The sequence below is a fragment of the Leclercia sp. W6 genome (genome assembly GCF_003336345.1).
Taxonomy (GTDB): Bacteria; Pseudomonadota; Gammaproteobacteria; order Enterobacterales; family Enterobacteriaceae; genus Enterobacter.
The window spans coordinates 1,882,219-1,899,319 of record NZ_CP031104.1; the positions used below are offsets into that span (position 1 = coordinate 1,882,219).

The following is a 17,101-nucleotide window of genomic DNA, read 5'->3' on the forward strand; positions in this document are numbered from 1 at the left end:
GGTTTTACGGCTTTCATACTTGCAATTATGGAGAATCAGCTATCCTTTCCCTGAACACCATGTCAAATCACAGGGAGACGCCGATGACTATGTTTGCCACTCTAGAGGAAGCGATTGATGCCGCGCGCGAGGAGTTCCTCGCTGATAATCCCGGCATTGAAGAAGATGACGCGAATATTGAGCAACTCAATATCCAAAAATATGTCATGCAGGATGGGGACATTATGTGGCAGGCCGAATTTTTTGCCGATGACGGCGAAGACGGCGAATGCCTGCCCGTACTGAGCGGTGAAGCGGCCCAAGCTGTGTTTGATGGCGATTATGACGAGATTGAACTGCGTCAGGAGTGGCTGGAAGAGAACACCCTGCATGAATGGGATGAGGGTGAGTTTCAGCTCGAGCCGCCGCTGGATACCGAAGAAGGACAAACCGCAGCGGATGAATGGGATGAGCGTTAATTACTCATAGGGCCCGTGTTGAGCGTCGATGGGCAGCAGTAGCGTGTCAAAGACCAGCGAGAATGGCAGATCCAGCACCGTCAGGTAGCGCCATGCGGAGTCGCGAACGTCCCACTGCACGCCCGGGTAGTATTGATTGCCGTGTCCCTGCCCTGGGATCGTCCGGCTGATAATACTGCCGCAGCCGCTCAGTAATAGCGCCATTGTGATGACGGTGAAAAATCTCATCCAGTACCTCGAAAGATAAAAATACCGGCTCAAGAGCCGGTATTTATTTGCCCGTCGGCACTGCGCTTGCACGGGCCTACAGATTTTGTAGGCCGGGTAAGCGTAGCGCCACCCGACGCATCACTTCGCTTTCAACGCCTGCGGATTCAGCTTCAGCGTCTGGTAATAGTTCACCCACGAAGAGTATTTCTCCGGGGCGGCCCAGACACGATGATGCATCCGCGCCATGGTGACAGGATCGCTTAGCAGCACCAGACGACGGTCGCGGTTCAGCTTCTCCGGCGTCTCGTTCAGCGCCTGCTCAACGTGACGATCGCGGGCGATCTCCAGCACGCGGCTGGCACGGTGACGGGCAGTCGCCATAGCGATGGCCAGGGCGTTGAATGACGGGTTAAACACCGCGTGCATAAACCCATCTTCCAGCGAACGGCTGCGGTTGAGCTCCAGATACTTGTCTGTATCCACCAGCACCTGCGGCGGAGAGTACTCTTCCGGGATCAGGAACAGCTTCCAGCGTTTGGTGCGCAGCCCCACCGTTGAACGGCTTGAGATCACCGACACAAACGGGGAGAGGATCAGCGAGAAGACAATCGGCGCCAGCCAGAACAGGAAGCGCAGATCCAGCCACGCCATCCCGACAGCCCAGACCAGACCGAGCAGCATCTGCGAGCCGTGACGCATAAAGGCTTCACTCCACGGCGTAGAGTCATCGTCACGCTGCGGCGAGTTCCAGACCACTTCCCAGCCGAGGAAGGCGCTGACCACGAAGACGGTGTGGAACAGCATACGCACCGGCGCCAGCAGCACGGAGAATAATACCTCCAGCAGCAGGGAGAGCGTCACGCGGAAGAATCCGCCATACTCCTTCGAGCCCTTACACCAGATGAGCACAATACTCAGCAGCTTCGGCAGGAACAGCAGCACCATCGTCGAGGCAAAGAGCGCTATCGCCAGCTCAGGACGCCACTGCGGCCAGACCGGGAACAGCTGGCGAGGCTGCAGGAAGTACTGCGGCTCGGTCAGGGCGTGTACCACCTGCAGGGCGGTCGACAGGGCCAGGAACATAAACCACAGCGGCGCAGAGAGATAGGACATTACGCCAGTCAGGAACACGGCGCGGTGTACCGGGTGCATCCCTTTCACGAGGAACAGACGGAAGTTCATCAGGTTCCCGTGACACCAGCGGCGGTCACGCTTCAGCTCATCCAGCAGGTTCGGCGGCAGCTCTTCATAAGAGCCCGGCAGGTCATAGGCGATCCACACCCCCCAACCGGCACGACGCATCAGCGCCGCTTCCACGAAGTCGTGCGACAGGATAGAACCCGCAAACGAGCCCTCGCCCGGCAGCGGCGCCAGCGCACAGTGCTCAATGAACGGCTTCACGCGGATAATGGCGTTATGCCCCCAGTAGTGCGACTCACCCAGCTGCCAGAAGTGCAGACCGGCAGTAAACAGCGGCCCGTAGACGCGGGTCGCAAACTGCTGGCAACGCGCATAGAGCGTGTCCATGCCCGACGCTTTCGGGGAAGACTGAATGATCCCGGCATTCGGGTTCGCTTCCATCAGGCGCACAAGGCCCGTCAGACACTCACCGGTCATCACCGAGTCGGCATCCAGCACCACCATATAGCTGTACTGACTGCCCCAGCGACGGCAGAAGTCATCGATGTTACCGCTTTTACGCTTCACACGGCGACGACGACGACGGTAGAAGATCTGCCCTTCGCCCTGCACTTCGGCGATAAGCTCCATCCACGCTTTCTGTTCAGCCACGCAGATGTCCGGATTGTAGCTGTCACTCAGGATGTAAACGTCGAAGTGCTCGGCGTTACCGGTGGCTTTCACCGACTCCCAGGTGGCGCGCAGGCCGGCAAAAACGCGATCCACATCTTCGTTACAGATAGGCATGATAAGCGCGGTACGGTGTTCAGGATTGAGGGGTTCATCCCCCACCGTAGAGTGCGAAATGCTGTACTTATCCCGGCCTATCAGCAGCTGCAGGAAGCCCATCAGCGCAGTCCAGAAACCGGCCGATACCCAGCAGAAGAGAATGGCGAACAGCAGCAGGATGCCGCTTTGCAGAATATAAGGCAGCAGCTGCATAAACGAGACCAGCAGATCCTGGTCGAACATATCGGCCGGATTGATCAGCGCCCAGCCCTGGTACGGAAGGATCGTCTTCATATACCAGGTAGCGACGACGGTCTGTGCAATGGTTAACAGCAGCAGGATGTAGCGGCGAATACTGCCGACGGTACGCCATTTTTCCTCACTGGCCTGCTGCTCTTTAGAGAGGCGAGAGAGGTAGCGCGGATTGGTGTCGCGGCCACGCAGGCGATCCCAGAAACGGCCCACCGGGTTGGTGCGCCAGGGATCCGGGAACATGGAAGAGCGCGTCGCTTTCGGCATCGCCTCAAGCTGGGTGCGCCCTTCGTCATCGCGGATCAGCTGGCCTTCGGCCAGTGAATCGGGCCAGGCCTGTTCGAGACGGCTTTTAACCGAGCCCAGCGGGGTATCATCTTCACGCGTAAACGGATGATGATCGGCATCCAGCGCGGTGTGAACCGCGCTGATGTCACCCTTCGGCAGTGCCGCCTTCTCGATATCGGTCAGCGGCATGGCATCGATATACTCAGTTATCTTATTCATTGGCAGGTAGCTGATAGCTCCAGGTTTCACTCAACGGCTGATCGGCGTTGACCAGGGCGGCACGCATCTCAGTCGGCTGTTTCGCGTCTTTCACTTTAATGCGCAGAGTTAAACGCCAGCCTTTGGTGACCGGGTTATAACGCACGCTGTTCTCAACGATCTCACCATTGTCACCAATGCTCGCCTGAGCCGTGACCGGGGTTTCCGGCGCCAGGTTCTTCATATCCTGGCCGGTGAAATCGACAACAAACGCGATGGTGCCATCAGGCTGGCGGATCAGATTGGACTGTTTCACATCCCCTGTTGAGCGGCGGGTCTGCAGAACATACGCGCTTTCCGGCGCATGCAGCTTGTCTTCATCGCGGCTCATGGTGATGCTGTAGTTGAAGTTCATCTCTTTACCGGCTTCCGGCAGCTGGTCCGGCGTCCAGTACGCGACGATGTTGTCGTTGGTTTCGTCGTTGGTTGGGATCTCTACCAGCTCAACTTTGCCTTTGCCCCACTCGCCTTTCGGGGTGATCCAGGCGCTTGGGCGCAGATCGTAACGATCGTCCAGATCTTCAAAGCGGGAGAACTGACGGCCACGCTGCAGCAGACCAAACCCCTGCGGGTTCTCCATGCTGAAGCTGCTTACCGCCAGGTGTTTCGGGTTGTTCAGCGGACGCCAGATCCACTCACCGTTGCCAGCAAGAATCGACAGACCATTAGAGTCGTGCAGTTCCGGGCGGAAGTTGGTGGCAGGAGAAGGCTGGTTTGGCCCGAACAGGAACATGCTGGTCAGCGGGGCAACGCCCAGTTTACCGACTTTATCGCGCAGATAGACTTTAGACTGCACGTCGACCACCGTATCGCGGCCAGGAATAATGACAAAGCGATAGGCGCCCGTTGCGCGCGGGGAATCCAGCAGTGCATAGATGGTCAGGCGCTTGTCGGTTGGTTTTGGACGCTCGATCCAGAACTCGCGAAAGCGTGGGAACTCTTCCCCGGACGGCAGAGCGGTATCGATCGCCAGACCACGCGCAGAGAGGCCATAAACCTGGCCGCCGCCAATCACACGGAAATAGCTTGCCCCCAACATGCTGACAATTTCGTCGTTTTTATCTTTACTGTTGATGGGATAAAGCACTTTAAAGCCCGCGAAGCCCAAATCTTTCACGGTGTCTTTGTCGTGTTGCACATTGCCGAAATTAAAGTAGTCCGGGCTGTACTTGATTTTGCGTACCGCGTTAGAGGTCACTTCATTAATGGTGACAGGCGTGTCGAAGTACATCCCCTGATGATAAAACTCGAGCTTGAACGGGGTTTTTATTTTATTCCAGTAGGCTTTATCGTGATTAAACTGGATCTGCTGATAGTCCGCATATTTCATGTCGCGGAAAACGGAGGGTAAGTTACTTTTTGGCGCTTCGTACCCTTTACTGGCCATCGATTTTGCCTGTTTTGCGACGTCGTCGATGGTAAAGGCCAGGGCCGATGAGGTATACAGAGACAACAGGACTGCCGCTCCTAACCAACGCATTTTCATCATTTGTGGTTTATGTTTCATAATAAGTAAGCACTTCCCCCTTTGTGTGCTTATATCGATCCGATCCATTTTAATGGAAAATCAGGCATTCCGACAACATAATCACCGCTTTGTTCAGCGTGCTGGCTCATGGTTTAAGCAAGTGAAAGTAACCCGTTTTCACTTTGCGTGCTCATCCTGGAGACAGTGTGTCAGACTTCGTGTAGGGTTGGCACCGAATGTAAACACTATTGGTCTTAGGGATAAGACGAAAAGTCTGAGAATGCGCAACGTCATATGAGTACCGTACCCGCACAACGCGAATATTTCCTTGATTCCATCCGGGCATGGCTCATGCTGCTAGGGATCCCGTTTCATATTTCCTTGATTTATTCGAGCCACGTCTGGCACGTCAATAGTGCGGAGTCGTCATGGTGGCTGACGCTGTTTAACGATTTTATCCACTCCTTCCGGATGCAGGTCTTTTTCGTTATTTCGGGCTACTTCTCTTACATGCTTTTTTTGCGCTATCCGCTTAAGCGCTGGTGGAAAGTGCGCGTGGAACGCGTCGGTATTCCGATGCTTACCGCCATTCCCCTGCTGACGCTGCCGCAATTCATTATGCTGCAACATGTCAAAGGCAAAGCGGAGAGCTGGCACACCCTGTCGCTGTACGATAAATACAACACCCTCGCCTGGGAACTGGTTTCTCACCTGTGGTTCCTGCTGGTGCTGGTGGTGATGACCACGGTCAGTCTGTGGCTCTTCAGCCGCATACGCCATCATCTCAGCGCCCGATCGGAGGCGTTTTTTGCCGATATTACCTGGGGCAAGCTGTCGGTACTGTTTTTAATCCTGGGTATTCTCTATGCCGCGCTGCGCCGCACGCTTTTAATCGTCTGGTCACCGATCCTCAGCGACGGCATGTTTAACTTTGTGGTGATGCAGACGCTCTTCTACCTGCCCTTCTTTCTGATTGGCGCCCTGGCGTTTGTGCATCCGAAGCTGAAAGCGCTGTTTACTACTCCGTCACGCGGCTGTACGCTCGGCGCGCTACTGGCGTTTATCGCTTATCTGCTCAACCAGCGTTATGGCAGCGGCGATGCCTGGATGTATGAAACCGAAAGCGTGATCACCATGCTGCTGGGGCTGTGGATGGTGAACGTGGTCTTTGCCCTGGGTCACCGCCTGCTGAACTTTAAATCGGCGCGCGTCACCTATTTCGTCAACGCCTCGCTGTTCATTTATCTGGTGCACCATCCGTTAACGCTGTTCTTTGGCGCCTACATTACGCCGCATATCAGCTCAAATCTGCTGGGCTTTATCTGTGGGCTGGTGTTTGTGGTGGGCATTGCGATTGTGCTGTATGAAATTCATCTGCGTATTCCGCTGCTGCGCTTTCTCTTTTCCGGCAAACCAGCCAGCAAAACGGAAAAAACGCCGCAGGTCACCAGCTAAGCCGTTGCGCGCCGGTCGCTGAACCGGCGCGTCATTACAGCAGCCACTCGACCGGCAGCCAGTAGGCCAGACGCACCAGCATCCGCTGCCAGAAACGGGTTTTGGGCTCCTTTTTATGCACTATCTCCTGCCCCTCCTTACGCTCAATCCAGTTCAGACGTCCCATTTTATCTAACCGGAGTTGCCAGGCTTCATGGCGCTGGCTGCGCACGAACCGGGTGTGGATCATCCTTGCCAGCTTTTCGCTTTCAATGACAAAGCCCATCTCGGTATTGAGCATGGTTGAACGGGGATCAAAATTAAGTGAACCGATAAACACTTTCTCGCCGTCGACGCTGAACGTCTTGGCATGCAGGCTGGAGCCGGAGTTCCCAGTGATGCCGCGATCGTGCGCCGGCGGTACGCCATCCTGAATGGGCTTTAGTTCATATAGCTCGATGCCGTGGCGCAACAGCTTTTTTCGCCAGCGGGCGTAACCGGCATGCACAACGGAGACGTCGTTCGCTGCCAGCGAATTGGTGAGGATGGCGACTTTCACCCCTTTGCGCACCATCTGTAGCAGCAGCGCCACCCCCGCCCGGGTAGGAACAAAATAAGCGGAGATGATATCGATTTGCTGCAACGGCGAGCCCATCACCCCCATAAGGCGCTGGGGCAGCAGAGAGTGCCGTTTTGCCCGGCCCTGCCCTTTGCGCGGATCGTCGCTAAGTAGCCGGGTTTTAGCCCAAATCAGCGGCAGTTTGCCCGCCTCAAGGTTGGTAATAAAGTCGCTGGACTGTAATTTATCCAGATAACGACGGGTGATGTCGTCGCGATACCACTCCTCAGGGGGATGAATTTTATCTTCAATTTCCGCCTCGGAAAGTTCCAGCACCTGCTGGAGCGTGGAGACCGACGCGCAGTTCCAGTAGCGCTCAAAATCATTGGCCACATCCTGCACCACCGGGCCTGTGGCCATCACGTCCAGATCGGAAAAGAGCGGCTCTTCGCCTGCACCAAAATAGGCATCACCGATGTTTCGCCCGCCAATAATGGTGACCTCGCCGTCCACGGTGAAACTCTTGTTGTGCATCCGGCGATTGAGACGGGCGAAATCGGTGAGATAGCCCAGCGCGCGCAGGGAGCGGAACGAAAAGGGATTAAACAGCCGGACATCAAAGTTGGGATGCGCGTCCAGCAGGCGCAGGATGCTGTCCAGCCCCTGGGTATTGTTGTCGTCCAGCAACAAACGCACGCGGACACCGCGCATGGCGGCGGACAATAAGACGGAAAACAACAGACGTCCTGACATGTCGTCTTCCCAGATGTAGTACTGCACATCCAGCGTCTTTTCCGCCATCTCTACCAGCCGGTAACGGCAGGCAAAGGCGTCGAGACTGTTATCAAGAGGGAGAAGCCCACAAAGGCCGGGATGTGCAGAGCTGACCGGTGCAATCGCGCGTCCAAGTCGCGTGTTATGCGTCAGTTTCCTGTCCTCGCTGGGTAAGCAGTCGCTTGTATAGTCGGGCATTTTCTTCATCATAGCAGACAAAGTATACCCGCTCCGGCAGAGGCTTGAGGGTGAGATAATCCGAAACCGTGTTAACGGCGATTTCAGCCGCCGCCGCGCGGGGATAGCCATAAACGCCAGTGCTGATTGCCGGGAAGGCGAGAGTCTGATAACCGTTGGCCGCCGCCAGGTTCAGGCTGTTGCGGTAGGCCTCTTCCAGAATCCGCGCTTCGTGATGCTCCCCCCCGTGCCAGACGGGGCCAACGGTGTGGATCACCGCTTTGGCGGGCAGGTTTCCGGCAAGCGTAATCACCGCCTGCCCCGGGGCGCACTCGCCCTGCTGCTGGCGCACCAGCTTACACGCCTCCAGCAGGGCGGGGCCTGCCGCCCGATGAATGGCGCCGTCCACGCCACCACCGCCCATTAAAGAAGGATTGGCTGCGTTAACCACCACATCCACATGCAGCGTGGTGATATCACCATGAAAGACTTCAATTCGGGAGTACATAATCAACCTCTGCATACCGTTTTTTTCTTAAGTGTATCGCAGAGGTTGGGTTGTGGAAGTCCGGTTGACAGAAAACGGCCCTGCCTCAGCGGTAGTCAACCTGCACAATGGCGAGCGATTTTTCCGGGTTGATGTACCTCATGCTGACAGTGGCAAGATCTGCGGCATTCACCCTGCCCTCGAGCGCATCTTTATAGCTGACCTGTTGAACAGACATTTTATTGTTCTGCGGACAGGAGACGGTTAAGGCGCGCCCATCAGGCGTGACATTACAGGGATCTTCGACAATCCGTCCGATAAAATGGATGACATTGGCCGTGCAGACTGGGGTAAGCGTAACCGCAGCAACAAAGGCTGCGGCCAGGGTGATACGGGACGAAACCATCAGTGTAATCCTCAATGATAATCGTCCCTGACGCTTAAACAACGCCCTTCATGGAGGGCTGTCGACTGGCATCGACGACGCCAGTAACATGAGAATAACAATGGAATAACACCCGCGCCACTTTAATCAATATATTGATTTTGTGAATGTTTTAAACATCAGGCTTTCGACGGTGGCCACTGTTGCGACAGATGCAACGACTTACCATCCGAGACCGTCACAATAACGTTTATCTTGTCATTGGGTCCGGAATTAAGAGTCATACGGGAAAGATTGACCGTTTTATTTGCCGGTAACGAGACGGTGTTTTGCTGACGCGAGGTGCTCTGCCCGCCCGGGCCACTGCGTGAGGTGAGGATTTGTACCTGGCATAAACACGGTTCTGTGACGGTTACCTGAGGAATAATGGTCACGTTCTCACCTTCGGTGGAGGTCTGAAAGGTAATCTGACTGGTCAGCGCGGCAAGTAGTAAAAGTGTATTCATTATCATCTCCCAAAAAAAAAACAGGGCCTCAGCCCTGTTTTTTCGACGTACAGCGGCAGTATTAGTACTGACCAGCAGTCACGGTGTTGCCGAAGCCAACCTGAGTGATGTTAGCAGAAGCGCCGTTCATAGTTTGACGAAGATCGACTTCGTTACGACCACCAGACTGGCTTACAGTCGCAGAGAGGTCACGACCGCTCCACTGGCTGATGGTTGCTTCGTTACCCTGGCCACGCTGGGTCAGGCTGATTTCGCTGCTGTCAGCACCCTGAGACAGATCGGCATCGTTACCGAAGCCATTCTGACGAACGGTGATTTCAGAGCCACGTGCATCGCTTTGCAAAGCGTCCACATTGTTACGGTCACCATATTGATAAACGGTCAGCGATTCTGGGCTGACGTTGTTATTTCCGTTACCACCATGGTTATTACCCCACTGTGGAACAGAACCAGCCATAGCACTGCCAGAAACCACGATTGCTGCAATTACTGCCACTTTTAAAAGTTTCATTGTAAAGCCCCCATCGGATTGATTAATTATCGCTCAATAGCTAGCGTTGGATGACGCGAATTGCCATTTGCGACTGTCTCTGTACTACAACTGCCGTTTTTTGCGTACCGTACTGCGTAATATTCGCTTTATTACCAGAACCTTTCTGAATAATCACTGCGGTATTACCATATGCACCTTGATTAATACTCGCATTGTTCGAGTTCCCTTTTTGATCAATATAAGCAAGGTTATAACTCCCTGATTGATCAATGTTCGCCCGATTATTTCCGCCCTCCTGAGAAACGACAGACAACAGTTTCTGGCCGTTTTGTTGAACGTTAGCGTTATTATTTACGCCAACTTGTCCAATGATTGCAGCCTGGTTATATGAGGATTTACTCAGCTCATTAACCGCGAAATTGTATTCTGCCGAAGCTAAATCAGTCGCTGCGAAAACAAATCCAGGTGCACCCAGTAATGTCAACATCAATAACAACTTGTTCTTCATGTTATCACCCTGGACCTGGTGGTATAATAACTGCGTTAACAAGAGCAAATATTTTGTTAACCCGGCGTTACGATGAAGAGTATGTCTGCCGAAACAATTTTAATATCTCACCCGCCAGTTGTATTTTTATTCTTCCGTTCACCCCAAAGTATTAATTAAAATTAAATACCGTGGCGATACAACGATTTTACAGGGGGTTAGCAAGGGCCATTTTCCCTTTGCAAAAATGGAAAACCTCAAATGCGTGGATTTGCCGTTTCGTCTGGTCCCGAGGAGAGGAAACGGAATATATCCATGATTGCGTGACAAAGTCCGTGATTTCTTGGTAATGACTCCAACTTACTGATAGTGTTTTATGTTCAGATAATGCCCGATGACCTTGTCATGCAGCTCCACCGATTTTGAGAACGACAGTGACTTCCGTCCCAGCCTTGCCAGATGTTGTCTCAGATTCAGGTTATGTCGCTCAATGCGCTGAGTGTAACGCTTGCTGATAACGTGCAGCTTTCCCTTCAGGCGTGATTCGTACAGCGGCCAGCCATCCGTCATCCATACCACGACCTCAAAGGCCGACAGCAGGCTCAGAAGACGCTCCAGTGTGGCCAGAGTGCGTTCACCGAAGACGTGCGCCACAACCGTCCTCCGTATCCTGTCATACGCGTAAAACAGCCAGCGCTGACGTGATTTAGCACCGACGTAGCCCCACTGTTCGTCCATTTCAGCGCAGACAATCACATCACTGCCCGGTTGTATGCGCGAGGTTACCGACTGCGGCCTGAGTTTTTTAAGTGACGTAAAACCGTGTTGAGGCCAATGCCCATAATGCGTGCACTGGCGCGACATCCGACGCCATTCATGGCCATATCAATGATTTTCTGGTGCGTACCGGGCTGAGAGGCGGTGTAAGTGAACTGTAGTTGCCATGTTTTACGGCAATGAGAGCAGAGATAGCGCTGATGTCCGGCAGTGCTTTTGCCGTTACGCACCACGCCTTCAGTAGCGGAGCAGGAGGGACATCTGATGGAAATGGAAGCCACGCAAGCACCTTAAAATCACCATCATACACTAAATCAGTAAGTTGGCAGCATTACCGATTTCTTAAGACGTTTACATATTGTAAAAATAGGCTTAGCGTTTTGCCCTGTCTCATACCTTATCGCTAATAGCCTTCAATTTACATTAATCAATACAATCAATCACTTGATTGAATTTGTATGATTTTTAAAATGTGTGCATCAATATCGTAATGTACAACTTTTTGATGATTCTTAATCAATTCATGAACTCATTTTTTACAAAGTAATATTGATTTTTACATCCTGTTACACGTTTAACACTTGCTTTAAAAAACGTTAAAGCTAGATTGAAAACAGAAGTTCGGCATTGCGAATTAATTCTCCCTTCTCTCTAAGGGATATGGTCTTTTTTCTACACACAGCAGTGCAACATCTGTCAGTACTTCTGGTGCCCCCAATAATATATTGGGGGCAGCTGCCAGGTGTTTCATAAAAAGGGGTTTCATCATGTTTAATGAAGTCCAAAGCTTGCATGGTCAGACTTTATTGTTAGTGACCAAACCTTCTTTACAAGCGACAGCTTTACTACAGCATTTAAAGCATAGTTTATCGTTGAGCGGAAAATTGCATAGCATTCAACGCTCTTTCGATGACATTGCGCCTGGTAGCATTATTCTTTTCGATATGATGGAAGCGGATAAAAAACTTATCCAATACTGGCAAGATATTTTAAGCAGAAAAAACAACAATATCCGTGTGTTGTTGTTAAATACCCCGGAAGAATACCCCTTCAGGGATATTGAAAGTTGGCCACATATCAATGGCGTCTTTTATGTCAATGAGGACGAAACGCGCGTGGTTGAAGGCCTGCAGGGGGTTCTGCGTGGTGAATGTTACTTTTCGCAGAAACTTGCCAGCTACCTCATAACGCACTCCGGAAATTATCGCTATAACAGTTCAGAGTCCGCTTTGCTGACCCATCGCGAAAAAGAGATTCTGAATAAATTACGTATCGGTGCTTCAAATATTGAAATCGCCCGTTCGTTATTTATCAGCGAAAATACGGTTAAGACTCATCTTTACAATCTTTTCAAGAAGATAGCTGTCAAAAACCGGACTCAGGCGGTTTCATGGGCGAATGATAACCTCAGGCGTTAACAGTATGAAACGCACAGTGAGTTGGATTGCCGCAGCAGGCTTATGGCTTGCTGCCGGGAATCTTCATGCGGTTGAAGTAGAGATCCCGGGATTGTTAACTGACCACACCGTCTCCGCAGTCGGCCATGCTTTTTATCGCGGCTTCAGCGACAAATGGGAAAGTGATTATCCCGGTAACTTAACTATCAATGAACGGCCCAGCGCACGTTGGGGAAGCTGGATCACCATAACGGTTAATCAGGACGTTATATTCCAGACCTTTTTATTCCCCACGAAAACTGACCTGGATAAAAATGTGGTCTTTGCTCTGGCTCAAACCGAAGAGGCATTAAATCGCCTGCAGATCGATAAAGCTCTGCTGGGTACGGGCGATTTAGCACCAGACGAATTTTAATTCGGAGGCATCCATGCGTGTTGTCCATGCAGTAGTAGCTTTAATGCTTATTCCATCTCTGAGCTGGGCCGGAAATATGACCTTCCAGTTCCGCAACCCGAACTTTGGTGGAAACCCTAATAACGGTTCTTTTCTTTTAAACTCGGCCCAGGCACAAAACTCTTATACGGATCCAAGCTTTGACGACTTCGGGATTGAAACCCCGAGCGCGCTGGATAACTTTACCCAGGCAATCCAGGCCCAGGTTCTGGGCGGGCTGCTGACCAATATTAATACCGGCAAACCCGGCCGTATGGTGACCAGCGACTTTATTGTCGACATTGCCAATGCGGACGGACAAATGCAGCTGAACGTGACAGACCGCAAAACGGGGAAAACGTCCACCATTCAGGTTGCTGGCTTGCAAAGCGGTTCTACCGACTTTTAAATAATGTCGAGATAAGGATAATAATCATGCAGCGCTTTCTCCTCCTTGTTGCAGTGTGCTTATTGAGCGGCTGTTTAACTGCTCCTCCAAAAGAAGCAGCGAAACCGACATTAATGCCTCGCGCCCAGAGCTATCGTGATTTAACCAAATTGCCATTGCCAACGGGTAAGATCTACGTGTCGGTTTATAATATTCAGGATGAAACCGGGCAATTTAAACCGTATCCGGCAAGTAACTTCTCAACGGCTGTACCGCAGAGCGCCACCGCCATGCTGGTTACTGCGTTAAAAGATTCTCGCTGGTTTATTCCTCTGGAACGTCAGGGGCTGCAAAACCTGCTCAACGAACGTAAGATCATTCGTGCTGCGCAGGATAACGGTACCGTGGCGATGAACAACCGTATTCCGTTGCATTCGCTTACAGCAGCGAACGTGATGGTAGAAGGTTCGATTATCGGCTACGAAAGTAACGTGAAATCGGGCGGTGTGGGGGCCCGGTATTTCGGTATTGGCGGCGATACGCAGTACCAGCTTGACCAGATTGCGGTGAACCTGCGTGTGGTCAACGTCAGTACCGGCGAGATTTTGTCATCCGTGACCACCAGCAAAACCATTCTCTCGTATGAAGTGCAGGCCGGGGTGTTCCGTTTCATCGACTACCAGCGTCTGCTGGAGGGCGAAATCGGTTATACCTCTAACGAGCCGGTCATGCTCTGCCTGATGTCTGCTATCGAAACCGGGGTGATCTTCCTGATTAACGACGGTATCGATCGCGGATTGTGGGACCTGCAAAACAAAAATGAAGTGAAAAACGATATTCTGGTGAAATACCGCGAGATGTCGACGCCGCCAGAATCCTGACAGAAAGCGCATTAAAAAGGCGAGACCCTGGTCTCGCCTTTTTTATTCGCTCAACGCCGTGACGTTTCGCGTTTTCTCCCTGCGCGCAGCCAGCCACAGGCCGCTGTTTTTCATGGCGTAGCCAAACACCAGCCCCAGCGCCAGCGAAGGCACCACCAGCCGCCACTCCCCCTGCCCTGCAAAAGTAGCGCAGGCCCCCATAAAGGTGCCGGGCACAAACGAGAGCAGCAGATGTTTTGCCTAGATACACATCAAAAACGCCACCACGCCAGTCATAACGTAGCCAACGATTTCCAGATGGGGTGCCAGCGCGCTGCCGTGGATGATAATCATCGCCCACGCCACGCCGCTCATCAGCGTACAGGCGGAGATAAACAGCCCCTTCACGCCACCCTGCGGGCAGGCGAAATAGGCCGTGCAGCCAAGGAAGCCTGCCCAACTGAGGAGTCCGAGAGAAACAGCAACCCAGCCCCATAAACCGGAGAGGATGCCTGTCGTGATTGCGATAGAAAGTAGAATGTTCATGGCGCGCATCTTAACAGATACGCGGCCATGAAATGAGATCAGGAACACATAATATGCAAATTGAGATTTGCCGTTACATTCATATAGTGATCTAAATCACTCTTCGTTCTCTTCCTGTAGCTCATCCCACATTGCGGCAATGGCATCGCGGGTCAGTGGCGCCATGGTGCGCCAGAAAGATGAAGTGGCGTGCGCTTCAACCTTCCCGAGGAACGTCCCGCACCAGGGCAGGATGTACTCCCCGAAGAGGGTTTCCAGCGCCTCGTTTTCATCTTCCGCCGCATGATCTTCAATCCACGAGGCCGCCAGCAGCAGCGTGCCAAGGTGGTCGGCTGGGGTATCGGTCAGCGGCATTCCGCGTTCAGAGAGGAATGCGCGCACTTCGGCTTCGGTCGCGCCCTCTTCCCAGGCAGAGCGATACGGCGACACGCGGCACTCCTCGCCAACAAACAGCGCATTGTAGTCGGCGGCGACCTGCTGCATGTCGCAGCTGTTTTGCAGACGCAGCAACAACTCATCCTGCTCAAGCGGCCAGTTCTGGGCCAGCTTGCCTTCGCGGATCAAGGTAAACAGCGGTACCAGCAGCGGATCCTGCGGCTGGCGATAATAGAGAGAACCCAGTACGCGACAGAGGATGGAAAACTCATTCATTTATTTAGTCCATTACACAGTTAAAAATCAGCAAATTCATTGATTGGCGCCATGCCACGCGACTCCAGGAAATCGAGTAGCCGACGCGGGGAGACGTTCAGGATGCGATCTTCCGGGAAGTCCACCGCGTCGAGGATTTTGCGGCATTCGCTAAAATCGCCCAGCGTGAAGGCGGTATGGGAATCGGAGCCCAGCGCCACATAGCCTCCCGCCTCCTTCACCGCAGCCGCCACTGCCCGGCAGTTTGCTTCGCTACCTTTACGGGAGTGAATAAAGGAGGAGTTGTTGATCTCCAGCGCCACGCGATGCTCCGCCGCAGCCTGCGCGACCGCCTGGATATCAATCGGGTATTTCGGGTTCCCCGGATGGCTGATGATATGTACGTTACCGCTGGCGATAGTGGCGATCATCGCCTCGGTATGGGTGGCTTGATCCTGAGGTGCGAAAACCGGCTCATGGAAACCGGCGAGGATCAGATCCAGAGAGGTGAGCATCGGGCCGGTACAGTCAATGTCACCCTGGGTATTTTTGATGTTGGCCTCAATGCCGCGCAGGATCCCGACGCCATCCACTACCCGCGGCCAGATGCGCATGTTCACAAAGTGCCAGTAGTGCGGCGCATCTGCCATATCCGGGCCATGATCGGTGATCGCAAAGAGCTTAATGTTCTTCTGTTTTGCCTGGGCGATGTAGTCATGAAGGTTGCTGTAGGCGTGGGTACTGGCGACGGTGTGCATATGCAGGTCAACGGGGTACATCGTTCTCTCCTCTCGTGTTTCCCAAAGGATAGCAGTTATCACGGGCGTTTATCAGCAAAAACCCGGCAATCGCCGGGTATGACTCAGTAACCGCGCTGTCTGTCGACCTGGCCGGTAACCGGCTCGCCCTTCTCCAGCTGCGAGATGGTGCGGGCGATATAGTCGATGGCTTCTGCCGGACGCGTCACCGCCGCAATGTGCGGTGTCATGGCTACGCGCGGATGCGCCCACAGGGGATTGTCCGCCGGTAACGGCTCTTTGCTGTAGACATCCAGCATCGCGCCTTTCAGCTTGCCGCTCTCCAGCGCCGCCAGCAGATCGGCTTCCACCACGTGTACGCCACGCGCCAGGTTCATCAGGTAGCTGTTGTCCGCCAGCTGGTTGATGAGCGCCTTATTAATGATCCCAACCGTCTCAGCCGTATTCGGTAGCAGGTTAATCAGCACTCGCGTGCCGTCTAAAAACTGCGGTAACTCTTCCTTCCCGGCAAAGCTGGTGACGCCAGGGTAATCTTTACGGGTGCGGCTCCAGCAGCGCAGCGGGAAGCCCCACGGTGCCAGCGCTTCGGCCACTTTCGATCCCAGCACCCCGGCCCCGAGGATCCCGATAGTAAAATCTTCGCGCTGATAGTCGGCCAGCGGCTCCCAGCGGGCCTTCTGTTTCAGCGCCTGGTAATCGTCAAAGCGGCGGAACCAGTGCAGCACCTGGCTGACCGCATACTCCTGCATCTGCTGGCCCATGCCGGTATCTTCCAGGCGAAACAGCGGGATCGACTCCGCCAGCATTTCCGGATGCGCCTTGAGCTTGCTGAGTATCGAGTCCACCCCTGCCCCAAGGGCAAACACCGCTTTCAGGTTTCGCCCCTGCAGCATCTCAACCGGAGGGTGCCACACCAGGGCATAATCTGCGGGTTCGTTATCGCCGCGCTTCCACTCCCTAACCCGCGCGCCCGGCAGCGCCGCTGAAAGTGTTTTTATCCAGTAAGCGTTATCAAATGTCGGGTGATAAAAAATAATGTCCATTGCGATTGCCTTCTGTTGCGCTGTTTTATGTTCATTATCAACTGGATTGCAGCATAACAAATTTTGGGTGTGGGGTCTTTGCTGATAAAAAAGGCACTTTCAGCGCAATTAAAAATCATGTTGGC

Annotated in this window: 19 protein-coding genes and 1 pseudogene; 6 read left to right on the forward strand and 14 right to left on the reverse strand. The window is 53.3% G+C overall.

Annotation, left to right across the window (positions count from 1 at the left end; translation table 11 throughout):
• Positions 1-83: 83 nt before the first annotated feature.
• A complete protein-coding gene (locus DVA43_RS09300) occupies positions 84-458 on the forward strand; it encodes a MysB family protein (protein ID WP_039032335.1) in 375 nt (124 codons plus the stop codon).
• Here DVA43_RS09300 and DVA43_RS09305 read toward each other — a convergent pair whose 3' ends face one another.
• From DVA43_RS09305 to mdoG, 3 genes are all read right to left on the reverse strand, one after another.
• Positions 459-686, reverse strand: a complete 228-nt coding sequence (locus tag DVA43_RS09305; protein WP_103823687.1) for a YceK/YidQ family lipoprotein — start codon at positions 684-686, stop codon at positions 459-461.
• Between the two features lie 120 nt (positions 687-806).
• A complete protein-coding gene (mdoH, locus tag DVA43_RS09310; RefSeq protein ID WP_103179055.1) occupies positions 807-3,335 on the reverse strand; it encodes a glucans biosynthesis glucosyltransferase MdoH in 2,529 nt (842 codons plus the stop codon).
• A complete protein-coding gene (mdoG, locus tag DVA43_RS09315) occupies positions 3,328-4,863 on the reverse strand; it encodes a glucans biosynthesis protein MdoG (protein ID WP_147271023.1) in 1,536 nt (511 codons plus the stop codon). The genes mdoH and mdoG overlap by 8 nt, the downstream gene beginning before the upstream one ends.
• Positions 4,864-5,136: 273 nt before the next feature.
• Between mdoG and mdoC the strand changes: the two genes are divergently transcribed.
• Entirely contained in the window at positions 5,137-6,297 is a 1,161-nt protein-coding gene (gene mdoC / locus DVA43_RS09325; RefSeq protein ID WP_114315363.1) for a glucans biosynthesis protein MdoC, read from the forward strand.
• 34 nt (positions 6,298-6,331) lie between these two features.
• On the opposite strand, the gene DVA43_RS09330 is transcribed toward mdoC, so the two are convergent.
• From DVA43_RS09330 to DVA43_RS09365, 7 genes are all read right to left on the reverse strand, one after another.
• On the reverse strand, positions 6,332-7,816 hold the full coding sequence (locus DVA43_RS09330) for a phospholipase D family protein (RefSeq protein WP_168194689.1): 1,485 nt from the start codon (positions 7,814-7,816) through the stop codon (positions 6,332-6,334).
• Positions 7,752-8,294, reverse strand: coding sequence for an O-acetyl-ADP-ribose deacetylase (gene ymdB / locus DVA43_RS09335; protein ID WP_103823683.1), 543 nt, complete (start codon positions 8,292-8,294; stop codon positions 7,752-7,754). The genes DVA43_RS09330 and ymdB overlap by 65 nt, the downstream gene beginning before the upstream one ends.
• An 85-nt stretch (positions 8,295-8,379) precedes the next feature.
• A complete protein-coding gene (locus DVA43_RS09340; RefSeq protein WP_246842293.1) occupies positions 8,380-8,679 on the reverse strand; it encodes a type 1 fimbrial protein in 300 nt (99 codons plus the stop codon).
• A 158-nt stretch (positions 8,680-8,837) separates the two neighbouring features.
• Positions 8,838-9,164, reverse strand: a complete 327-nt coding sequence (csgC, locus tag DVA43_RS09345) for a curli assembly chaperone CsgC (RefSeq protein WP_103823682.1) — start codon at positions 9,162-9,164, stop codon at positions 8,838-8,840.
• Positions 9,165-9,225: 61 nt separating this feature from the next.
• A complete protein-coding gene (gene csgA, locus DVA43_RS09350) occupies positions 9,226-9,675 on the reverse strand; it encodes a curli major subunit CsgA (protein ID WP_114315365.1) in 450 nt (149 codons plus the stop codon).
• 40 nt (positions 9,676-9,715) lie between these two features.
• On the reverse strand, positions 9,716-10,165 hold the full coding sequence (gene csgB, locus DVA43_RS09355; protein WP_103823680.1) for a curli minor subunit CsgB: 450 nt from the start codon (positions 10,163-10,165) through the stop codon (positions 9,716-9,718).
• A 339-nt stretch (positions 10,166-10,504) separates the two neighbouring features.
• Positions 10,505-11,202, reverse strand: a protein-coding gene (locus DVA43_RS09365) for an IS1 family transposase (protein WP_225321516.1) whose coding sequence is annotated in 2 segments (ribosomal slippage) — positions 10,505-10,953 and positions 10,953-11,202 — 699 coding nt in all. Because the reading frame shifts where the segments join, the coding sequence is not laid out codon by codon here.
• A gap of 486 nt (positions 11,203-11,688) precedes the next feature.
• Between DVA43_RS09365 and csgD the strand changes: the two genes are divergently transcribed.
• The 4 genes from csgD to csgG are packed head-to-tail and all read left to right on the forward strand — an operon-like array spanning position 11,689 to position 14,020.
• Complete coding sequence (gene csgD, locus DVA43_RS09370; protein ID WP_103823679.1) at positions 11,689-12,339, forward strand: biofilm master transcriptional regulator CsgD; 651 nt, start codon at positions 11,689-11,691, stop codon at positions 12,337-12,339.
• A 4-nt stretch (positions 12,340-12,343) separates the two neighbouring features.
• Entirely contained in the window at positions 12,344-12,733 is a 390-nt protein-coding gene (gene csgE / locus DVA43_RS09375; RefSeq protein ID WP_103823678.1) for a curli production assembly/transport protein CsgE, read from the forward strand.
• Between the two features lie 13 nt (positions 12,734-12,746).
• Positions 12,747-13,160: a curli production assembly/transport protein CsgF gene (gene csgF, locus DVA43_RS09380; protein WP_114315367.1), complete on the forward strand. Its 414-nt coding sequence runs from the start codon at positions 12,747-12,749 to the stop codon at positions 13,158-13,160.
• Positions 13,161-13,186: 26 nt separating this feature from the next.
• A complete protein-coding gene (csgG, locus tag DVA43_RS09385) occupies positions 13,187-14,020 on the forward strand; it encodes a curli production assembly/transport protein CsgG (protein WP_039032323.1) in 834 nt (277 codons plus the stop codon).
• A gap of 42 nt (positions 14,021-14,062) precedes the next feature.
• On the opposite strand, the pseudogene DVA43_RS09390 reads toward csgG, so the two are convergent.
• The 4 genes and pseudogenes from DVA43_RS09390 to ghrA all read right to left on the reverse strand — a co-directional run bounded on the left by DVA43_RS09390 (position 14,063) and on the right by ghrA (position 16,976).
• Positions 14,063-14,545 (reverse strand): annotated as a pseudogene (locus tag DVA43_RS09390) (DUF1097 domain-containing protein).
• Positions 14,546-14,641: 96 nt separating this feature from the next.
• A complete protein-coding gene (locus tag DVA43_RS09395) occupies positions 14,642-15,196 on the reverse strand; it encodes a molecular chaperone (protein WP_103179043.1) in 555 nt (184 codons plus the stop codon).
• Positions 15,197-15,216: 20 nt separating this feature from the next.
• The gene (locus DVA43_RS09400; RefSeq protein WP_103823676.1) at positions 15,217-15,954 is read right to left on the reverse strand and encodes a phosphatase; all 738 of its coding nucleotides are present in this window, start codon (positions 15,952-15,954) and stop codon (positions 15,217-15,219) included.
• Positions 15,955-16,037: 83 nt separating this feature from the next.
• Positions 16,038-16,976 (reverse strand): glyoxylate/hydroxypyruvate reductase GhrA, encoded by a 939-nt coding sequence (ghrA, locus tag DVA43_RS09405; protein WP_114315368.1) that lies wholly within the window; start codon positions 16,974-16,976, stop codon positions 16,038-16,040.
• Between the last annotated feature and the right edge of the window lie 125 nt (positions 16,977-17,101).